The sequence below is a fragment of the Streptomyces sp. NPDC029138 genome, from assembly GCF_055564375.1.
In genome coordinates, this window is record NZ_JBVHWM010000021.1 from 95,547 (window position 1) to 116,031 (window position 20,485).

The 20,485-nt window shown below is 70.3% G+C and carries 18 protein-coding genes and 1 pseudogene; all 19 read left to right on the forward strand.

Annotated elements, in window-relative coordinates:
- Positions 1-18 precede the first annotated feature (18 nt).
- Positions 19-1,410 carry a diaminopimelate decarboxylase gene (gene lysA, locus ACZ4WH_RS19110; protein WP_468181824.1) on the forward strand — a complete coding sequence of 464 codons (1,392 nt, stop codon included), beginning with the start codon at positions 19-21 and terminating at the stop codon, positions 1,408-1,410.
- A 159-nt stretch (positions 1,411-1,569) separates the two neighbouring features.
- Positions 1,570-2,859: a homoserine dehydrogenase gene (locus ACZ4WH_RS19115; protein ID WP_468181856.1), complete on the forward strand. Its 1,290-nt coding sequence runs from the start codon at positions 1,570-1,572 to the stop codon at positions 2,857-2,859.
- Positions 2,860-2,865: 6 nt separating this feature from the next.
- On the forward strand, positions 2,866-3,924 hold the full coding sequence (gene thrC / locus ACZ4WH_RS19120) for a threonine synthase (protein WP_468181826.1): 1,059 nt from the start codon (positions 2,866-2,868) through the stop codon (positions 3,922-3,924).
- A gap of 345 nt (positions 3,925-4,269) precedes the next feature.
- Positions 4,270-5,187 (forward strand): homoserine kinase, encoded by a 918-nt coding sequence (gene thrB / locus ACZ4WH_RS19125; protein WP_468181828.1) that lies wholly within the window; start codon positions 4,270-4,272, stop codon positions 5,185-5,187.
- Between the two features lie 403 nt (positions 5,188-5,590).
- Positions 5,591-7,591, forward strand: coding sequence for a transcription termination factor Rho (gene rho, locus ACZ4WH_RS19130; RefSeq protein WP_468181830.1), 2,001 nt, complete (start codon positions 5,591-5,593; stop codon positions 7,589-7,591).
- A 200-nt stretch (positions 7,592-7,791) separates the two neighbouring features.
- Positions 7,792-9,540, forward strand: a complete 1,749-nt coding sequence (locus tag ACZ4WH_RS19135) for a trypsin-like serine protease (protein WP_468181832.1) — start codon at positions 7,792-7,794, stop codon at positions 9,538-9,540.
- Positions 9,541-9,735: 195 nt separating this feature from the next.
- Complete coding sequence (locus ACZ4WH_RS19140; protein WP_468181834.1) at positions 9,736-10,869, forward strand: LCP family protein; 1,134 nt, start codon at positions 9,736-9,738, stop codon at positions 10,867-10,869.
- 150 nt (positions 10,870-11,019) lie between these two features.
- Positions 11,020-11,244 (forward strand): 50S ribosomal protein L31, encoded by a 225-nt coding sequence (gene rpmE / locus ACZ4WH_RS19145; RefSeq protein ID WP_030944953.1) that lies wholly within the window; start codon positions 11,020-11,022, stop codon positions 11,242-11,244.
- Positions 11,245-11,348: 104 nt separating this feature from the next.
- Positions 11,349-12,416 carry a peptide chain release factor 1 gene (gene prfA, locus ACZ4WH_RS19150; protein WP_468181835.1) on the forward strand — a complete coding sequence of 356 codons (1,068 nt, stop codon included), beginning with the start codon at positions 11,349-11,351 and terminating at the stop codon, positions 12,414-12,416.
- A 51-nt stretch (positions 12,417-12,467) separates the two neighbouring features.
- Positions 12,468-13,313 carry a peptide chain release factor N(5)-glutamine methyltransferase gene (gene prmC, locus ACZ4WH_RS19155; protein ID WP_468181838.1) on the forward strand — a complete coding sequence of 282 codons (846 nt, stop codon included), beginning with the start codon at positions 12,468-12,470 and terminating at the stop codon, positions 13,311-13,313.
- 52 nt (positions 13,314-13,365) lie between these two features.
- Positions 13,366-14,013: an L-threonylcarbamoyladenylate synthase gene (locus ACZ4WH_RS19160; RefSeq protein WP_014675003.1), complete on the forward strand. Its 648-nt coding sequence runs from the start codon at positions 13,366-13,368 to the stop codon at positions 14,011-14,013.
- Positions 14,010-14,687, forward strand: coding sequence for an arsenate reductase/protein-tyrosine-phosphatase family protein (locus tag ACZ4WH_RS19165; protein WP_468181840.1), 678 nt, complete (start codon positions 14,010-14,012; stop codon positions 14,685-14,687). Before ACZ4WH_RS19160 ends, ACZ4WH_RS19165 begins: the two co-directional genes overlap by 4 nt.
- Before the next feature lie 85 nt (positions 14,688-14,772).
- Positions 14,773-16,011 carry a serine hydroxymethyltransferase gene (locus tag ACZ4WH_RS19170; RefSeq protein WP_468181842.1) on the forward strand — a complete coding sequence of 413 codons (1,239 nt, stop codon included), beginning with the start codon at positions 14,773-14,775 and terminating at the stop codon, positions 16,009-16,011.
- A gap of 128 nt (positions 16,012-16,139) precedes the next feature.
- Complete coding sequence (locus ACZ4WH_RS19175) at positions 16,140-17,465, forward strand: MraY family glycosyltransferase (RefSeq protein WP_468181844.1); 1,326 nt, start codon at positions 16,140-16,142, stop codon at positions 17,463-17,465.
- Between the two features lie 300 nt (positions 17,466-17,765).
- Positions 17,766-18,203, forward strand: coding sequence for a hypothetical protein (locus ACZ4WH_RS19180; RefSeq protein WP_468181846.1), 438 nt, complete (start codon positions 17,766-17,768; stop codon positions 18,201-18,203).
- A 273-nt stretch (positions 18,204-18,476) separates the two neighbouring features.
- Positions 18,477-19,247, forward strand: coding sequence for a F0F1 ATP synthase subunit A (gene atpB / locus ACZ4WH_RS19185; RefSeq protein WP_468181858.1), 771 nt, complete (start codon positions 18,477-18,479; stop codon positions 19,245-19,247).
- Positions 19,248-19,324: 77 nt separating this feature from the next.
- On the forward strand, positions 19,325-19,564 hold the full coding sequence (atpE, locus tag ACZ4WH_RS19190) for an ATP synthase F0 subunit C (RefSeq protein ID WP_030656107.1): 240 nt from the start codon (positions 19,325-19,327) through the stop codon (positions 19,562-19,564).
- Between the two features lie 39 nt (positions 19,565-19,603).
- Positions 19,604-20,152, forward strand: a complete 549-nt coding sequence (locus tag ACZ4WH_RS19195) for a F0F1 ATP synthase subunit B (RefSeq protein WP_468181848.1) — start codon at positions 19,604-19,606, stop codon at positions 20,150-20,152.
- Positions 20,149-20,289, forward strand: a pseudogene (locus ACZ4WH_RS19200) (F0F1 ATP synthase subunit delta); the annotation flags it as partial. The gene ACZ4WH_RS19195 and the pseudogene ACZ4WH_RS19200, both read left to right, overlap by 4 nt.
- Positions 20,290-20,485: the final 196 nt, after the last annotated feature.

Here is a 20,485-nt window from a genome sequence, read left to right on the forward strand (position 1 = left end):
GAGTCTGAGAGTCACGTCATGAGCCGTTCCGCCCATCCCGCCGGGCCCCGCCACGCCGACGTCCTGCCCGAGGGGCACTACTCCGCGCCGCCCGCCGACCTCAACGCCCTGGACCAGAAGGTGTGGGCCCAGACCGTCGCGCGCGACGCCGACGGCGTGGTCACCGTCGGCGGGATTCCGGTCAGCCGGCTCGCCGAGGAGTTCGGCACCCCCGCCTACGTCCTCGACGAGGCCGACTTCCGGTCCCGCGCGCGTGCCTGGCGTACCGCGTTCGGGCCGGACGCCGACGTCTTCTACGCCGGGAAGGCCTTCCTCTCCCGGGCCGTCGTGCGGTGGCTGAACGAGGAGGGGCTCAACCTGGACGTCTGCTCCGGTGGTGAGCTGGCCACCGCGCTGTCCGCCGGGATGCCCGCCGAGCGCATCGCCTTCCACGGCAACAACAAGTCCGTCGCGGAGATCACCCGGGCCATCGAGGCCGGTGTCGGGCGGATCGTGCTCGACTCCTTCCAGGAGATCGTGCGGGTCGCCCATGTCGCGCAGTCGCTCGGCAAGCGGCAGAAGGTCCAGATCCGGATCACCGTGGGGGTGGAGGCGCACACCCACGAGTTCATCGCCACCGCCCACGAGGACCAGAAGTTCGGGATTCCGCTCGCCGGGGGGCAGGCCGCCGAGGCCGTACGGCGGGCCCTCCAGCTCGACGGACTGGAGCTGATCGGGATCCACTCCCACATCGGGTCGCAGATCTTCGACATGTCGGGCTTCGAGGTCGCCGCCCACCGGGTCGTGGGGCTGCTGAAGGACATTCGTGACGAGCACGGGGTCGAGCTGCCCGAGATCGATCTCGGGGGTGGGCTCGGGATCGCCTACACCAGTGACGACGATCCCCGGGAGCCGCACGAGATCGCGAAGGCGCTCACCGAGATCGTCACGCGTGAGTGCGAGGCCGCCCGGCTGCGCACGCCCCGGATCTCCGTCGAGCCCGGGCGCGCCATCGTCGGCCCCACCGCCTTCACGCTCTACGAGGTGGGCACGGTCAAGCCGCTGGACGGGCTGCGTACGTACGTCTCCGTCGACGGCGGCATGTCGGACAACATCCGGACCGCGCTGTACGACGCCGAGTACAGCGTCGCCCTGGTGTCCCGCGCGTCCGACGCCGAGCCGATGCTCGCCCGTGTCGTCGGCAAGCACTGCGAGAGCGGGGACATCGTCGTCAAGGACGCGTTCCTGCCCTCGGACCTGGCGCCGGGCGACCTGATCGCCGTACCGGCCACGGGCGCGTACTGCCGGTCCATGGCCAGCAACTACAACCACGTGCTCCGGCCGCCCGTCGTCGCCGTACGGGACGGCGAGGCGCGGGTGATCGTCCGGCGCGAGACGGAGGAGGACCTCCTGCGTCTCGACGTCGGGTGACCCGGACGGCCGCCCCGGGAGAGGGCCCGGAAGATCTGCGGTCTTGCGGTCCCGTACAAATGAAATAGATGTCTCACGATCCGGACGAAGGGTAGAAACTCCCGTCCGGTGAGTGAGACTGGTCCAACCGTAGACGGTAAGAGGAAACGAGGTCGGATGATGCGTACGCGTCCGCTGAAGGTGGCGCTGCTGGGCTGTGGAGTGGTCGGCTCAGAGGTGGCGCGCATCATGACGACGCACGCCGACGACCTCGCCGCGAGGATCGGGGCGCCCGTGGAGCTGGCGGGCGTGGCCGTACGACGGCCCGCCAAGGTGCGTGAGGGCATCGACCCCTCCCTCGTCACCACCGACGCCACCGCCCTCGTCAAACGGGGGGACATCGACGTCGTGGTCGAGGTGATCGGCGGGATCGAGCCCGCCCGGTCCCTCATCACCACCGCCTTCGAGCACGGTGCCTCCGTCGTCTCCGCCAACAAGGCCCTGCTCGCCCAGGACGGAGCCGCGCTGCACGCCGCCGCCGGGGAGCACGGCCGCGACCTCTACTACGAGGCCGCCGTCGCCGGTGCCATCCCGCTGATCCGGCCGCTGCGCGAGTCCCTCGCCGGTGACAAGGTCAACCGCGTGCTCGGCATCGTCAACGGCACCACCAACTTCATCCTCGACAAGATGGACTCGACCGGGGCCGGGTACCAGGAGGCGCTCGACGAGGCCACCGCCCTCGGGTACGCCGAGGCCGACCCGACCGCCGACGTCGAGGGCTTCGACGCCGCCGCCAAGGCCGCCATCCTCGCCGGGATCGCCTTCCACACGCGCGTGCGCCTCGACGACGTCCACCGCGAGGGCATGACCGAGGTCACCTCCGCCGACTTCCGCTCCGCCAAGGAGATGGGCTGCACCATCAAGCTGCTCGCCATCTGCGAGCGCTCCGCGGACGGTACGTCCGTCACCGCGCGCGTGCACCCCGCGATGATCCCGCTCAGCCACCCGCTCGCCTCCGTGCGCGGCGCGTACAACGCCGTCTTCGTGGAGAGCGACGCCGCTGGGCAGCTGATGTTCTACGGCCCGGGCGCCGGCGGTTCACCCACGGCCTCGGCCGTCCTCGGCGACCTGGTCGCCGTCTGCCGCAACCGGCTGAACGGCGCCACCGGGCCCGGCGAGTCGGCGTACGCCGACCTGACCGTCTCCCCGATGGGCGAGGTCGTCACCCGCTACCACATCAGCCTCGACGTGGCCGACAAACCGGGCGTGCTCGCCCAGGTCGCCACCGTCTTCGCCGAGCACGGCGTGTCGATCGACACCGTTCGGCAGCAGGGCAAGGACGGCGAGGCCTCCCTCGTCGTCGTCACCCACCGGGCCTTCGACGCCTCCCTCTCCGGGACCGTCGAGGCACTGCGCAAGCTCGACACCGTGCGGGGTGTCGCCAGCATCATGCGGGTTGAAGGAGAGTAACCAGCAATGACCCACCAGTGGCGCGGAATCATCGAGGAGTACCGGGACAGGCTGCCGGTCTCCGACACCACGCCGGTCGTGACGCTCCGCGAGGGCGGCACGCCCCTCGTGCCCGCGCAGGTGCTCTCCGAGCGCACGGGCTGTGAGGTCCACCTGAAGGTGGAGGGGGCCAACCCCACCGGGTCCTTCAAGGACCGCGGCATGACCATGGCCATCAGCAAGGCCAAGGAGGAGGGGGCGAAGGCCGTCATCTGCGCCTCCACGGGCAATACGTCCGCCTCCGCCGCCGCGTACGCCGTGCGGGCCGGCATGGTCTCCGCCGTCCTCGTGCCGCAGGGCAAGATCGCCCTCGGCAAGATGGGCCAGGCCCTCGTGCACGGCGCCAAGATCCTCCAGGTCGACGGCAACTTCGACGACTGCCTCACCCTCGCGCGCGCACTGAGCGAGAACTACCCCGTGGCGCTGGTGAATTCGGTCAACCCGGTGCGCATCGAGGGCCAGAAGACGGCCGCCTTCGAGATCGTGGACATGCTCGGTGACGCGCCCGACATCCATGTCCTGCCGGTCGGCAACGCGGGCAACATCACGGCCTACTGGAAGGGCTACCAGGAGTACGCCGCCGACGGCATCGCCGGCAAAACCCCCCGTATGTGGGGTTTCCAGGCGTCCGGCAGTGCCCCGATCGTGCGGGGCGAGGTCGTCAAGGACCCGTCGACCATCGCCACCGCCATCCGCATCGGCAACCCCGCGTCCTGGCAGTACGCCCTGGCCGCGCGGGACGAGTCGGGCGGCGCCATCGACGAGGTGACGGACCGTGAGATCCTGCGCGCCTACCGGCTGTTGGCCGCGCAGGAGGGCGTCTTCGTGGAGCCCGCCTCCGCCGCGTCCGTGGCCGGTCTGCTGAAGGCCGCCGAGCAGGGCAAGGTGGACCCGGGCCAGCGCATCGTGTGCACCGTCACCGGCAACGGCCTGAAGGACCCCGACTGGGCCGTCGCCGGTGCCCCGCAGCCGGTCACCGTCCCGGTCGACGCGGCCACCGCGGCCGAGCGCCTCGGCCTCGCCTGAGCGGGCCGGACCGGAGCCGGAGCCGGAGCTTGAGAGCCCTGGCGCCTGGGCTGAGCGCTCCGGCGCCAGAGCCTGAGCGGCCGGGCACGGCGCTCCACGCCGGGCACAGCGCTCCAGGGCCGGGAAATCCCTGACAGGGTGCACAGGGGGCTTACGACACGCATCGTGCGCCTCCTGTGCGCCCTATGTCGCCACAGAACCTTCCTTCGATAGGCTGTACCGAACCCCGCCCGTTGCACATGCCCTCGCACATGGGCGACGCCGCGCCGGCCGCGCGGCCTGAGGGTCTCCCGTACGTATCGAATGTCTTCGACAGTCACGCAGCTCAAGGAGAGTCAACGAGCGATGGCCGGTCCAGCGTTCCGCGCCGCCGCCGTCCGGGTGCGCGTTCCCGCCACCAGCGCCAACCTCGGTCCGGGTTTCGACGCCCTGGGCCTCGCGCTGGGGCTGTACGACGACGTGGTCGTCCGGGTGGCCGACTCCGGGCTGCACATCGACATCGCGGGAGAGGGCAGCGAGACCCTGCCGCGCGACGAGAGCCACCTCCTCGTCCGCTCCCTGCGCACCGCCTTCGACCTGCTGGGCGGACAGCCCCGCGGCCTGGAGATCGTCTGCGCCAACCGCATCCCGCACGGCCGCGGCCTCGGCTCCTCCTCCGCCGCCATCTGCGCCGGCATCGTCGCCGCCCGCGCGGTGACCATAGGCGGCGAGGCCCGGCTGGACGACGCCGCGCTGCTGGAGCTGGCCACCGAGATCGAGGGCCACCCGGACAACGTGGCCGCCTGTCTGCTCGGCGGTTTCACCCTGTCCTGGATGGAGGCCGGCGCCGCCCGGGCCATCAGGATGGAGCCGCATCATTCCATCGTTCCGGTGGTTTTCGTGCCTGGAAAGCCGGTCCTGACCGAGACCGCGCGCGGCCTGCTCCCGCGCTCCGTGCCGCACGTCGACGCCGCCGCCAACGCGGGCCGCGCCGCCCTGCTCGTCGAGGCCCTGACCAGGCGCCCCGAGCTGCTGCTGCCCGCCACCGAGGACCGTCTGCACCAGGAGTACCGCGCCCCGGCGATGCCGGAGAGCGCCGCGCTGGTGGAGCGGCTGCGCGGCGACGGGATTCCGGCCGTGATCTCGGGCGCCGGGCCCACCGTCATGGCGCTCGCCGACGCCGACAGCGCCGACAAGGTGTCCCACCTCGCGGGTGAGGGCTGGGCCGCCAACCGGCTGGACCTGGACGTCCAGGGAGCGAGCGTGCTGCCGCTTGCGACCTGACACACGCTTGCCGGATTTGGAGAGGGGGAATGTTTGTTGGATCCGGTAGTGTTAATCTCAAGTCTGCACCCGACCTCACCATGGCGAGGTGCCTCGTGTCCCCGTCCGGGACAGACATTCTTCCGGGAGCCTCCCGCGCCACTCCGTGTTCCTTGCGCCGTACCTGGGCAGTACGTCGTATGCGGGCACTGAGCGGGCCGCCGGGCACGCTTCGGAATCGGTGCTACCACGCCACGTGACACTGGGTGCCACGGCTCGCGGAAGCGCCATCACCGCACATTTCCTCCGCCGCTTTGGCGGACCACCGCCCCGGCACGGTTCACAGAAGACAGAACCGTAGCCGGACAGCACAACCGGTCGCCGAGCCAGACAGGCCGACGTCCGCTCCAGGGAAGGACCCTTCGTGAGCGACACCACCGATCTGATGGGCGCACGTGTCGAGGAGACCGCTGCCGCGCCCGCCACGGACGCCTCCGCGCCTGCCACCGGTGCCGGCTCCCGGCGGCGCCGCGGTACCGGCCTCGAGGGCATGGTGCTGGCCGAGCTGCAACAGGTTGCCTCGGGCCTCGGGATCAGGGGCACCGCGCGGATGCGCAAGAGCCAGCTGATCGAGGTCATCAAGGAGGCGCAGGCCGCCGGGGGAGCCCCCGCCGCCAAGGCCGACACCGCCACCGAGACCAAGCCGAAGCGCCGGGCCACCTCCAAGGCCCGCACCGGCGAGTCCGCCGAGAGCGGCGAGAGCACGGCGAAGAAGGCGGAGGCCAAGACCGAGGCGCCCGCCGAGAAGGCCGTGGCCCAGCAGCAGATCGAGATCCCCGGCCAGCCGGCCTCCGACGACGCCCCGACCGAGCGCCGTCGCCGCCGCGCCACCGCCGAGGCGGGCAGCCCGGCCGGAAACGGCGCCGAGACCGTCGCCGCCGAGGCCAAGAGCGAGCCCAAGGCCGAGACGCCCGCGCAGCAGCAGCCGCAGGGCGAGGCCAAGGGTGACGCCGACGGTGAGGGCCGTGGCCGCCGGGACCGCCGCGAGCGCGGCCGTGACCGTGACCGCGACCGTGATCGCGACCGTGACCGCCGTAACAAGGGCGACGAGCAGCAGGGCGGCCAGCAGCGTCAGCAGCAGGGCCAGCAGCAGGGCGGCCGGCAGGACCGCCAGCAGGACGAGGACGACTTCGAGGGCGGCCGTCGCGGCCGTCGTGGCCGCTACCGCGACCGCCGGGGCCGTCGTGGCCGCGACGAGATCGCCGAGCCGCAGGTCGCCGAGGACGACGTCCTGATCCCGGTCGCGGGCATTCTGGACATCCTCGACAACTACGCCTTCATCCGGACCTCCGGCTACCTGCCCGGCCCGAACGACGTGTACGTCTCCCTCGCCCAGGTCCGCAAGAACGGCCTGCGCAAGGGTGACCACATCACCGGTGCCGTCCGGCAGCCGAAGGAGGGTGAGCGCCGCGAGAAGTTCAACGCGCTGGTCCGCCTGGACTCCGTCAACGGCATGGCGCCCGAACACGGCCGTGGCCGCCCGGAGTTCAACAAGCTGACCCCGCTCTACCCGCAGGATCGGCTCCGTCTGGAGACCGACCCGGGTGTCCTCACCACCCGCATCATCGACCTGGTCTCGCCGATCGGCAAGGGCCAGCGCGGACTGATCGTGGCCCCGCCGAAGACCGGTAAGACCATGATCATGCAGGCGATCGCCAACGCGATCACGCGCAACAACCCCGAGTGCCACCTGATGGTCGTCCTGGTCGACGAGCGTCCGGAAGAGGTCACCGACATGCAGCGGTCGGTCAAGGGCGAGGTCATCTCCTCGACCTTCGACCGTCCGGCCGAGGACCACACGACCGTCGCCGAGCTGGCCATCGAGCGGGCCAAGCGCCTGGTCGAGCTGGGTCACGACGTGGTCGTGCTGCTCGACTCGATCACGCGTCTGGGCCGCGCCTACAACCTGGCGGCGCCCGCCTCCGGCCGCATCCTGTCCGGTGGTGTCGACTCGACCGCGCTCTACCCGCCGAAGCGGTTCTTCGGTGCGGCGCGCAACATCGAGGACGGCGGTTCGCTGACCATCCTGGCCACGGCTCTCGTGGACACCGGGTCCCGCATGGACGAGGTGATCTTCGAGGAGTTCAAGGGCACCGGCAACGCCGAGCTGAAGCTCGACCGGAAGCTCGCCGACAAGCGCATCTTCCCGGCGGTGGACGTCGACGCGTCCGGCACCCGTAAGGAAGAGATCCTGCTCGCCCCCGACGAGCTCGCCATCGTCTGGAAGCTGCGCCGGGTGCTGCACGCCCTCGACCAGCAGCAGGCGGTCGAACTGCTCCTCGACAAGATGAAGCAGACGAAGTCGAACGCCGAGTTCCTGATGCAGATCCAGAAGACGACGCCGACGCCCGGCAACGGCGACTGACGGTTCCTTCAACAGAAGCCCGCCCCCCGTCCACAGTGACGGGGGGCGGGCTTTTGGCGCTGAGAGATACGGGACGCCTCAGAAGTCCCTTCCTTCTCACCTCTCCCTGGGGGACTCTCTTGCGCACGCCCCTGTCCGGGCGGCACAGACGTCGGACACGTCTTGCCCTTCCGCTCGCCGCCGTCGGTGTCGCCGGCGCCGTGACCGCGGCTCTCCTGACCACCTCCGCCGGTGCGGCCACCGCGCTGCCGAAGCCGAGCGCCGCTCCTGTTGTCAGCCAGCCCTCCCAGGCGACCCTGGAGAAGCGGATCGCGGGCGCCCTCGCCGCCGACGGGACGGCGAGCAGCAGCAGCCCCTCCGCCGTCTCGCCGAAGATCATCGGCGGCACCGGGACCACCATCTCCTCGGCGCCCTGGATGGCCCAGCTCTGGTACCACGACACCAGGAACACCACCGACACCAGCGACGACGTGAACTTCTTCTGCGGTGGCACGGTCGTCTCGCCGACGAAGATCCTGACCGCCGCGCACTGTGTCAGGGAGGACAACAGGAACTACGACTGGCAGGCCCACGGCGCCGTCGTCACGGGTACCGACCAGCTGCCCACCACCGACTCCACCGGCGCCGCGGACCTGCACGGCGGCCAGGCCACGGCCGTGCTGCGCCAGTGGTGGCAGCCCGGGTACGACCCGGTGGACAAGGAGGCGGGGAAGTACGAGAGCGACCTCGCCCTGCTCACCCTGGCCGTCCCGGTCAAGGCCACGCCGATCCGCATGGTCACCTCCGGCGACACCGCCTCGTACGCCGCCGGCACCCAGGCCAAGGTCTACGGCTGGGGCCGTACCAGCTCCACCGGCCAGGACATCTCCCAGACGCTCAAGTCGGCCACGCTGACCCTGCGGTCCGACAGCACCTGCTCCGGCGTCTACGACTCCGCCTACGTCGCGGGGCGCATGGTCTGCGCGGGCACGCAGAGCGGAAGCGACACCGGTACCACCGCGACCTGCAACGGCGACTCCGGCGGCCCGCTCGTGGTGGGTGGCCGTATCGCCGGAGTGGTCTCCTGGGGCATCCGGGACTGTGTGGAGAAGGGCTACTACAGCGTCTTCACCAGGGTCGGCGCCTACGTCGGCTCCGCCTATCCGCAGATCGACGACACCAACCTGAGCCTCTTCAACAACAAGTCCGACGGCAAGGCCGACCTGTTCGTGCGGGCCTCCTCCACGAAGACCGGCTACGAGAAGGACTCGAGCGGTACCTCGTTCGGCGCCCGGGCCTCCTGGGGCGACTGGAGCGGCGTCAACCTGGTCCTCCAGACGGACCTCAACCGGGACGGCTACCAGGACCTGATCTACCGGGTCAGCTCCACCGGTGACGTCTACTGGGAGCACTTCGTGCTCAACAGCGCCCGTACGAGCGGCTCCTGGGCGTCGACGAAGATCTTCACCGGCTGGAAGACCCGCACCCGGATCATCACCCCGGGCGACGTCACCGGCGACTACCTGCCCGACGTGCTCTCCGTGGACTCCGCCGGCGCGCTGTGGATCTACCCGGGCAAGGGCAACGGCACCTTCGGCTCCCGGGTGCAGGTCGGCACGGGCTGGAACCAGTACAACATGGTGCGCGGGCACGGCGACTTCACCGGCGACGGCAGGGCCGACCTGCTCGCCCGCAAGTCCAGCACCGGCGACCTGTACCTGTACAAGGGCACCGGCAGGTCCGGCACCGGCGCCTTCTCGGCGCGGATCAAGGTGCGCAGCGCCTGGACGGGCTACAACGCCTTCGACGCGGTCGGCGACGTGAGCGGCGACGGCAAGGCCGACTTCCTGGCCCGCACCTCCGGCGGCACGCTGTACCTGTACAAGGGGACCGCAAAGGCCACAAGCGAGATCTTTGCCACAAGGGTCTCCGTGGGCACCGGCTTCCAGGCGTACGACCTGTGGGGCTGAACCCGCAGGTGAGCGCGGTGAATCCGTACTGAGTGACTACAGACAGTGCCCATCGCTGTACGCGATGGGCACTGTGCGTTGTGCAACCCTTTCCCGGGTTTCTCCGTCTGACCGGGCGGAGCGACGATGGAGCGGTGACGACCGTGCCTGACCCTGACCGCAGGGGGTAACCGACCGACGAGACCTAGGAGCGATGTGGCCGCCGAGAGCACGCCTCAGCCCGCCATAACCGAGCCGGGCACGACCTCGCGCCGCCGGGGCAAGGGCCGCCGCCGCAAGGCGCCCAGCACGGGACGCAGGGCGCTGCGCGCGACCGCCTGGACGGCGGCCGGCGTGGTCGTGCTGGGCGGGTCGGGCGCCGGCTACCTGTACTTCAAGCTCAACGGCAACCTCCACAGCGTCGACATCAACCAGGCCCTCGGCACCGACCGGCCCTCGAAGATCGACAACGGCTCCCAGAACATCCTGGTCCTCGGCTCGGACACCCGCTCCGGCAGGAACAAGAAGCTCGGCGGCGGCACGGACGACGGCAGCGCCCGCTCCGACACGGCGATGATCGTCCACGTGTACGAGGGCCACAAGCGGGCCAGCGTGGTCTCCGTCCCCCGGGACACCCTCGTGGACCGCCCCCGGTGCACCGACACCAAGGGCACCACCCACCCCGCCGCCTCCGGAGTGATGTTCAACGAGGCGTACTCCACCGGCGGCGCCGCCTGCGCGGTCAAGACCGTCGAGTCGATCACCGGCATCCGCATGGACCACTACCTGGAGGTCGACTTCGAGGGCTTCCAGAAGCTCATCGACGACCTGGGCGGGGTCCAGGTCACGACCACCGAGAACATCGACGACCCGCAGAGCCACCTGGACCTCAAGGCCGGCACCCACACCCTGAACGGCGAGCAGGCCCTCGGCCTGGTCCGCACCCGGCACGGCGTGGGCGACGGCTCGGACCTGGGCCGCATCCAGCTCCAGCAGGCCTTCGTCAAGGCCCTGATCGACCAGGTCAAGCACGTCGGCGTCTTCTCGAACCCGAAGAAGCTGTACGACCTCGCCGACACCGCCACCAAGGCCGTCACCACCGACTCCGAGCTGGGCTCGGTCAACTCCCTGATCGACTTCGCCGACGGTCTCAAGGGCATCAGCTCGTCCCACATGAAGATGGTCACGATGCCGGTCCAGTACGACCCGGCCAACCCCAACCGGGTCCTCCTGGCGAAGACCAAGGCCCAGCTGGTGTGGAACGCCCTGAAGAACGACCGGCCGATCCCGGCCTCGGCCACGAAGGGAACGGCCACGGGCGGGGCGAAGGGCGTCGTCAGCGCCGGTTAGGGACGCGGGGGGCCGCGCGCCGGAATAGAACAACCGCACCCCCGGTTTTGGGGGATGGCCCCAGTCCTGGCAGACTGGTACGTCGGCTCCGGTTCACGCCTCCGCATCCCGCGGCAGCGACCCGGCGCCCTCCCGAACCTAGGAGACACCTTGAAGCGCGACATCCACCCCGAGTACGTCGAGACGCAGGTCAGCTGCACCTGCGGCGCGTCGTTCACCACCCGCAGCACCATCGCGTCCGGCACCATCCGGGCCGAGGTCTGCTCCGAGTGCCACCCGTTCTACACGGGCAAGCAGAAGATCCTCGACACCGGTGGCCGTGTGGCCCGCTTCGAGGCCCGCTTCGGCAAGGCTGCCGCCGGCTCCAAGAAGTAGCGAGCCCCATTTCGCCGGTCCACGGTCACGCCCTCGCGGGGGTGTGCCCGGGACCGGCGTTTTTGGTCGCCGCCCTTCCCCTCACCGCAGTACAGGAGCCCAAGATGTTCGAGGCCGTCGAGGAACTCGTCGCCGAGCACGCCGACCTGGAGAAGAAGCTCGCCGACCCGTCGGTCCACGCCGACCAGGCGAACGCGCGCAAGCTGAACAAGCGCTACGCCGAGCTGACCCCGATCGTCGCCACGTACCGCTCCTGGAAGCAGAACGGCGACGACATCGAGACCGCGCGCGAGTTCGCCGCCGACGACCCCGACTTCGTCGCCGAGGTCAAGGAGCTGGAGAAGCAGCGCGAGGAGCTGACCGAGAAGCTGCGCCTGCTGCTCGTCCCGCGTGACCCGAGTGACGACAAGGACGTCATCCTGGAGATCAAGGCGGGCGCCGGCGGTGACGAGTCGGCGCTGTTCGCCGGTGACCTGCTGCGCATGTACCTGCGCTACGCCGAGCGCGTCGGCTGGAAGACCGAGATCATCGACGCCACCGAGTCCGAGCTGGGCGGCTACAAGGACGTCCAGGTCGCGGTGAAGGCCCGTGGGCAGATCGAGCCCGGCCAGGGCGTGTGGGCCCGGATGAAGTACGAGGGCGGGGTGCACCGCGTGCAGCGCGTCCCGGCCACCGAGTCCCAGGGCCGTATCCACACCTCCGCCGCCGGTGTCCTCGTGACCCCGGAGGCCGAGGAGGTGGACGTGGAGATCAACCCCAACGATCTCCGCATCGACGTGTACCGGTCCTCCGGCCCGGGCGGCCAGTCCGTCAACACCACCGACTCCGCCGTGCGCATCACGCACATCCCGACCGGAGTCGTCGCCTCCTGCCAGAACGAGAAGAGCCAGTTGCAGAACAAGGAGCAGGCGATGCGTATCCTGCGCTCCAGGCTGCTCGCCATGGCGCAGGAGGAGGCGGAGAGGGAGGCCGCCGACGCCCGCCGCAGCCAGGTCCGCACCGTCGACCGCTCCGAGAAGATCCGCACCTACAACTTCCCGGAGAACCGCATCTCGGACCACCGCGTCGGCTTCAAGGCGTACAACCTGGACCAGGTCCTGGACGGCGACCTCGACGCGGTGATCCAGGCCTGTGTCGACGCCGACTCGGCGGCGAAGCTCGCCGCCGCGTAAGAGCCGTACGCACGCACGAGCACGAGTACGAGTACGACACGGAGGACTCGCGTGAACCTGCTGCTCGCGGAGGTGGCCCAGGCCACCCAGCGGCTGGCCGACGCCGGCGTGCCCTCGCCGCGCAACGACGCGGAGGAGCTGGCCGCGTTCGTGCACGGCGTGAAGCGCGGCGAACTGCACTCCGTGAAGGACGCCGACTTCGACGCCCGGTACTGGGAGGTCATCGCCCGGCGCGAGCAGCGCGAGCCGCTCCAGCACATCACCGGGCGGGCCTACTTCCGGTACCTGGAGCTCCAGGTAGGGCCGGGGGTGTTCGTGCCCCGGCCGGAGACCGAGTCGGTGGTCGGCTGGGCCATAGACGCCGTGCGTGCCATGGACGTGGTCGAGCCCTGCATCGTCGACCTGTGCACCGGCTCCGGCGCCATCGCGCTCGCCCTCGCCCAGGAGGTCCCGCGCTCGCGCGTGCACGCCGTGGAGCTGTCCGAGGACGCCCTGGTGTGGACCCGGAAGAACGTGGCCGGCTCCCGCGTCGACCTGCGCCAGGGCGACGCGCTGACCGCCTTCCCGGACCTCGACGGCCATGTCGACCTGGTCATCTCCAACCCGCCGTACATCCCGCTCACCGAGTGGGAGTACGTCGCCCCGGAGGCCCGCGACTACGACCCGGAGATGGCGCTGTTCTCCGGCGAGGACGGCCTCGACCTGATCCGGGGCATCGAACGCACCGCGCACCGGCTGCTGCGCCCGGGCGGGGTCGTCGTGATCGAGCACGCCGACACCCAGGGCGGCCAGGTGCCGTGGATCTTCACCGAGGAGCGGGGCTGGGCCGACGCGGCCGACCACCCCGACCTCAACAACCGCCCGCGGTTCGCCACCGCCCGCAAGGCGCTGCCGTGAGCACCCCGCAGTCTTCAACCCCGCAGTACGTGTACGAGGAGGCCAGCTAGACATGGCACGGCGATACGACACCAACGACGCGACCGACCGCGTGACGGGTCTGCGCGAGGCCGCGTCCGCCGTCCGCCGGGGCGAGCTGGTGGTGCTGCCGACCGACACGGTGTACGGCATCGGCGCCGACGCGTTCTCCTCGGAGGCCGTCGCCGACCTGCTCGCCGCCAAGGGCCGGGGCCGCAACATGCCCACCCCTGTCCTCATCGGCTCCCCGAACACCCTGCACGGCCTCGTCACGGACTTCTCCGAGCTGGCCTGGGAGCTGGTCGACGCGTTCTGGCCGGGCGCCCTGACGCTCGTCGCCAAGCACCAGCCGTCCCTCCAGTGGGACCTCGGCGACACCCGCGGCACGGTCGCCGTCCGCATGCCGCTGCACCCGGTCGCCATCGAACTGCTCACCGAGGTCGGCCCGATGGCCGTGTCCTCCGCCAACCTCACCGGCCACCCGGCGCCGGAGGACTGCGACGCCGCGCAGGAGATGCTCGGCGACTCCGTCTCCGTCTACCTCGACGGCGGCCCCACCCCGGGCAACGTGCCGTCGTCCATCGTGGACGTCTCCCGCGAGGTGCCGGTGCTGCTCCGCGCGGGCGCGCTGTCCGCGGAGGAGCTGCGCAAGGTCGTACCCGACCTTGAGGTGGCGAATTGACGGCCCCTGAAGCGGGGCGTGGCATAGGCGGCGGGGGCTACAGCGCGGAGGAGACGACGACGTTCGGGTTCCCCCGCGACACCTTCCGCATCCTCCACGTCAGCACCGGCAACGTGTGCCGCTCGCCGATCACCGAGCGGCTGACCCGCCACTTCGTCGCGGAGCGGCTCGGCGTACTCGGCGGCGGGCTGATCGTGGAGAGCGCCGGCACCTGGGGTCACGAGGGCGCGCCCATGGAGTCCCACGCGGAGACCGTGCTGGGCGAGTTCGGGGCGGACGCCTCCGGCTTCGTCGGCCGCGAGCTGCTGGACGACCACGTGATCAGGGCCGACCTGGTGCTGACCGCCACCCGCGACCACCGCGCCCAGGTCATCTCCATGGGCCATTCGGCGGGCCTGCGCACCTTCACCCTGAAGGAGTTCACCCGGCTGGTCCGGGCGATAGATCCGGCCACCCTGCCGCCCCTGGAGGACGGCGTGGTCATGCGGGCCCGGGCGCTGGTGCGGGCGGCGGCGGCGCTGCGCGGCTGGCTGCTCGCCCCGACCGCCGAGGCGGACGAGGTGTACGACCCGTACGGCGCCCCGCTCACCTTCTTCCGGTCGATCGGTGACGAGATACGGGACGCCCTGGACCCGGTGGTGACGGCGCTGACCGGGGTTCCGGCACGGACGTAGGGCGCGTGGCCGCAATACCGGGCGTCCCGCACATCCCCGGCCTACATTGGGGATACGTCACCGTCGACCGCCCCGGGAGCCCGCCATGTCGGTCACCCATCCCCCACAGACCGACGTCCTGCGCCGGCAGGACCCGGCGATGGCCGAGATCCTCCTGACCGAGCTGGAGAGGCAGTCGACCACGCTCCAGCTGATCGCCGCCGAGAACTTCTGCTCGCCGGCCGTGCTCGCCGCCCTCGGGTCCGCGCTCGCCAACAAGTACGCCGAGGGCTACCCCGGTGCCCGGCACCACGGCGGCTGCGAGATCGTCGACGTCGCCGAACGCGCCGCCATCGACCGGGCCAGGGCCCTCTTCGGCGCCGAGCATGCGAACGTCCAGTCCCACTCCGGCTCCTCGGCCGTCCTGGCCGCCTACGCGGCCCTGCTGCGTCCCGGTGACACCGTGCTCGCGCTCGGCCTGCCCCACGGCGGCCACCTCACCCACGGCTCACCGGCGAACTTCTCCGGCCGCTGGTTCGACTTCGTCGGCTACGGCGTCGACGCCGAGACCGGGCTGATCGACCACGACCAGGTGCGCCACCTGGCCCGCAACCACCGGCCCAAGGCCATCGTCTGCGGCTCCATCGCCTACCCCCGCCACATCGACTACGCCTTCTTCCGTGAGGTCGCCGACGAGGTCGGGGCCTATTTGATCGCGGACGCGGCGCATCCGATCGGGCTGGTCGCCGGGGGAGCGGCGCCGAACCCGGTGCCGTACGCGGACATCGTGTGCGCGACCACCCACAAGGTGCTGCGCGGCCCGCGCGGCGGGATGATCCTGTGCGGTGCCGAGCTGGCCGAGCGCGTGGACCGGGCCGTCTTCCCCTTCACCCAGGGCGGCGCGCAGATGCACACCATCGCCGCCAAGGCCGTCGCGTTCGGCGAGGCGGCGACACCGGCGTTCACCGTGTACGCCCATCAGGTGGTCGCCAACGCGCGCGTGCTGGCCGGTCATCTGGCCGCGGAGGGGCTGGTCGTGACCACCGGCGGCACCGACACCCACCTGATCACCGCGGACCCGTCCCCGCTCGGCGTGGACGGCCGCACCGCGCGCGGCCGGCTGCTGGCGGCCGGCCTGGTGCTGGACTGCTGCGCGCTGCCGCACGGCGACGGCCGCGGCCTGCGCCTGGGCACGGCCGCGGTGACCACCCAGGGCATGGGCGAGCCGGAGATGGTGCGGATCGCGGCGCTGCTGGCGGCCGTGCTGCGCGGCGAGACGGCGCCGGCCCCGGCGCGGGAGGAGGTGCGCGCGCTCACCGGCCAGTTTCCGCCGTATCCCGGCTGAACCGGGGTAGGCGACCAGGGTGCACAGCCACCCGTGCAACCATCGTCGCTACCCGGAAGTCCTCATCCATATGCGTCCGTCGCTAGGGTGTGGGGCTGTGATGGCCAGCGAGACCTGTGGGGAAGCCCGTGCGTGAATACCTCCTGACGCTCTGCATCACGGCTGCGGTGACGTACCTCCTGACGGGGCCGGTACGGAAGTTCGCGATCGTGGCCGGGGCGATGCCGGAGATCCGGGCACGGGACGTGCACCGGGAACCCACTCCGCGCCTCGGCGGTATCGCGATGTTCTTCGGGCTGTGCGCGGGCCTGCTGGTCGCGGACCACCTGACCAACCTCAACGAGGTCTTCGCGAAGTCGAACGAGCCGCGGGCGCTGCTCTCCGGGGCGGCCCTGATCTGGCTGATCGGCGTCCTGGACGACAAGTTCGAGATCGACGCGCTGATCAAGCTGGGCGGTCAGATGATCGCCGCGGGCGTGATGGTCATGCAGGGTCTGACGATCCTGTGGCTGCCCATCCCGGGCGTCGGCAATGTCGCGCTGACCCAGTGGCAGGGCACGCTGCTGACGGTCGCCCTGGTGGTCATCACGATCAACGCGGTGAACTTCGTGGACGGTCTGGACGGCCTCGCGGCCGGCATGGTGTGCATCGCGGCGGCCGCGTTCTTCCTGTACGCCTACCGGATCTGGTACTCGTACGGCATCGAGGCCGCCGCCCCCGGCACGCTGTTCGCCGCGATCCTGATGGGCATGTGCCTGGGCTTCCTGCCGCACAACATGCACCCCGCGCGGATCTTCATGGGCGACTCGGGTTCGATGCTCATCGGCCTGGTGCTGTCGGCCGGCGCGATCTCGATCACCGGCCAGGTCGACCCGGACGCGCTGGCGCTGTTCACGGGTTCGGAGAAGGCGGCGGTCCACCAGACGGTCCCGGTCTACATCCCGCTGCTGCTCCCGCTGACGATCATCGCCGTACCGGCCGCCGACCTGGTGCTGGCGATCGTCCGCCGCACCTGGCGCGGTCAGTCCCCGTTCGCCGCCGACCGCGGCCATCTGCACCACCGGCTGCTGGAGATCGGCCACTCGCACAGCCGGGCGGTGCTGATCATGTACTTCTGGTCGGCGCTGATCGGCTTCGGGGCGCTGGCGTACTCGGTCAACTCGGCGTCGATGTGGATCGTGCTGGGCGTGGTCTTCCTGAGCGCGGTCGGTCTGGTCCTGCTGCTGCTCCCGCGCTTCACCCCGCGCGTGCCGGTGTGGGCCCAGCGGTTCGTGCCGCCGCGGTACCGGAGGCGGCGCCGGGCTTTGGAGGCCGCCGCGGCGACGGAGAGCGCCACCGCCACGGAACCGGAGGCTCCGGACAGCGGGGACCGGTCCCCGGTCACGGCGGGTGTCTCGGGCGTCAACGGGGCGACCGCGATCGGCGCCAGGTCACGATTCCTCGATCGCCGTTGACGGCCAAGGTAAGAATCTGACTAGAGCATTGCCAACTCGTGGGGGAACAAAGGCCCCTAATACCAGACAAGTGGGCGCGGTTTTTGCACAGACGCGCACTGTCACTCTCATGTGTGACAGCAAGCACACCCACCAGGTAAAGACCTCATCAAATAGTTTGTGATACGGTTCACGAGAACCCCGGATAGAGCCGAAGGACCCGAGTGCGACGGTCCATTGGTGTGAGGTCTCGATCACTCAGCCCGGGACTACGCTCGTCCATGACGACACCTGCCCCCCTGTGAAAGCGGAGTTGCCGCCATGCCGTCCAATGACGTCCGGAACCTTGCGCAGATCGCTGTGCCCACAGCGGCTGCCGGCGTGATCGCCGTCGCCGTGAGCGCCGCGGTCGCGGGGGGCAAGGGCGCGCTCGGCGCGGTCGTCGGCACGGTGCTGGCCATCCTGTTCATGGGAATCGGCCTCTACGTGCTCCAGTGGACGGCAAAAACGCTCCCGCAGCTGTTCCAGGCGATGGGGCTGCTGCTCTACGTCGCCCAGCTGCTGCTCCTCCTGATCTTCGTCGCTGTTTTCAAGGACACCTCCCTCTTCAACGCGAAGACGTTCGCCGTGTCGCTCGTCGTCGCGACCGTCGTGTGGATGGCCGCGCAGGCACGCGCGCACATGAAGGCCAAGATCTTCTACATCGACCCGGACTCCGCGAAGAGTGAGAAGCCCGAGAAGACAGGGCCGAAGTCGTGAGGAGTAGGGGCGGGATAAAGGCTTGTGAGATCTCCTGCTATCGTCCGGTGCCAACTGCGGCATCGCGGGCGCGGGCATCTGAGCTGACGCCTGTTCGATCGCGAGGCTCGATGCCCCCCAGCCGCCCCCACATCCGTAACACCAGTCCGGTGCCGATCCGCGGCCGTGTGCCGCGCCGACACAACGAGGTTGCCGAACCCATGCGTCACGCCGAAGGAGCCCGCGGTGAGTGCTGACCAGACCCAGCTCGCCTTCGACTGGAGTTGTCGGATCATGTCCGACAACGGGTGTGGCTTCCCGGCTCCGGGCCTGCACTCCTTCCTGTTCAAGCCGCTCGCCACGGTGGGGGGCTTCGAGTTCAACAAGGTGATGCTGCTCGCGCTCGTCACCTCGCTGCTCGTCGTTCTGTTCTTCTCGGTCGCCTTCGGCAAGGCCAGGGTCGTCCCGGGCAAGCTCCAGATGATCGGCGAGGCCGGCTACGACTTCGTCCGCCGCGGCATCGTGTACGAGACCCTCGGCAAGCGCGAGGGCGAGAAGTGGGTGCCGCTCATGGTCTCCCTCTTCTTCTTCATCTGGATCATGAACATCTGGTCCGTGATCCCGCTGGCCCAGTTCCCGGTCTCGTCGGTCTTCGCCTTCCCGGTCGTCCTGGCCGCGCTCGTGTGGATCCTCTGGGTCGGGCTGACCTTCAAGCGCCACGGCTTCGTCGGCTTCTTCAAGAACGTCACGGGCTACGACAAGTCGCTGGGCGCGGTCCTTCCGCTGGTCATGGTCATCGAGTTCCTCTCGAACCTGATCGTCCGCCCGTTCACGCACGCGGTGCGACTCTTCGCCAACATGTTCGCCGGTCACCTGATGCTGGTGATGTTCACCGTCGCCTCCTGGTACCTGCTGAACAGCTGGATGATCCCGGCCGCCGGTGTCTCCTTCGTGATGACCATGGCCATGATCTGCTTCGAGCTTTTCGTGCAGGCCGTCCAGGCGTACGTCTTCGTACTGCTGGCCTGCTCCTACATTCAGGGCGCTCTCGCCGAGCACCACTGAGCCGAACCACCCGCCCCAACCCCCAGTCGTCCGGTGGCCAACCCCCACCGGTCCGTAAAAGAGAAGGAAGAAACGGCATGTCCGCTGCCATCGACCTCGCCGCCGGCGTCTCCGGTTCCCTCGGTTCCATCGGCTACGGCCTCGCGGCCATCGGCCCCGGCATCGGCGTCGGCATCATCTTCGGTAACGGTACTCAGGCCCTGGCCCGCCAGCCCGAGGCCGCCGGTCTGATCCGCGCCAACCAGATCCTGGGCTTCGCGTTCTGTGAGGCGCTCGCCCTCATCGGCATCGTTATGCCGTTCGTGTTCGGTAAGTAATCACCCCTTACCTGGCACGAATCGACGAAAGGCACTGATGTGATCGCCAACCTGGTACAGCTGGCGGCCGAGGAGGAGCAGAACCCGCTCGTCCCGGCTGGTCCCGAGCTGCTCGTCGGCACCATCGCCTTCGCCATCGTGTTCTTCTTCTTCTGGAAGAAGCTGCTTCCGAACATCAACAAGGTTCTGGAGGAGCGTCGCGCGGCGATCGAAGGCGGCATCGAAGAGGCCGACGCCATGAAGGTCGAGGCCCAGAGCGTCCTTGAGCAGTACAAGGCCCAGCTCGCCGAGGCCCGGCACGAGGCCGCGCGCCTGCGCCAGGAGGCGCAGGAGCAGGGTGCCACGCTCATCGCCGAGATGCGGGCCGAGGGCCAGCGGCAGCGCGAGGAGATCGTCACCGCCGGCCACGCCCAGATCGAGGCCGACCGCAAGGCCGCCGCGTCCGCGCTGCGCCAGGACGTCGGCAAGCTCGCCACCGAACTGGCCGGCAAGCTCGTCGGCGAGTCCCTCGAGGACCACGCCCGCCAGAGCCGTGTGATCGACCGCTTCCTCGACGAGCTCGAGGAGAAGGCCGAGGCCACGCGATGAACGGAGCGAGCCGCGACGCCCTGGCAGCCGCACGCGAGCGTCTCGACGCGCTGACGGACTCCACGTCCGTCGACGCCGCGAAGCTCGCGGACGAGCTGGCGGCCGTCACCGCGCTGCTCGACCGCGAGGCCGGCCTGGGGGGGGGGGGGGGGGGGGGGGGGGGGGGGGGGGGGGGGGAGGGGGGGGAGGGGGGGGGGGGGGGGGGGGGGGGGGGGGGGGGGGGGGGGGGGGGGGGGGGGGGGGGGGGGGGGGGGGGGGGGGGGGGGGGGGGGGGGGGGGGGGGGGGGGGGGGGGGGGGGGGGGGGGGGGGGGGGGTGGGTGGGGGGGGGCGGT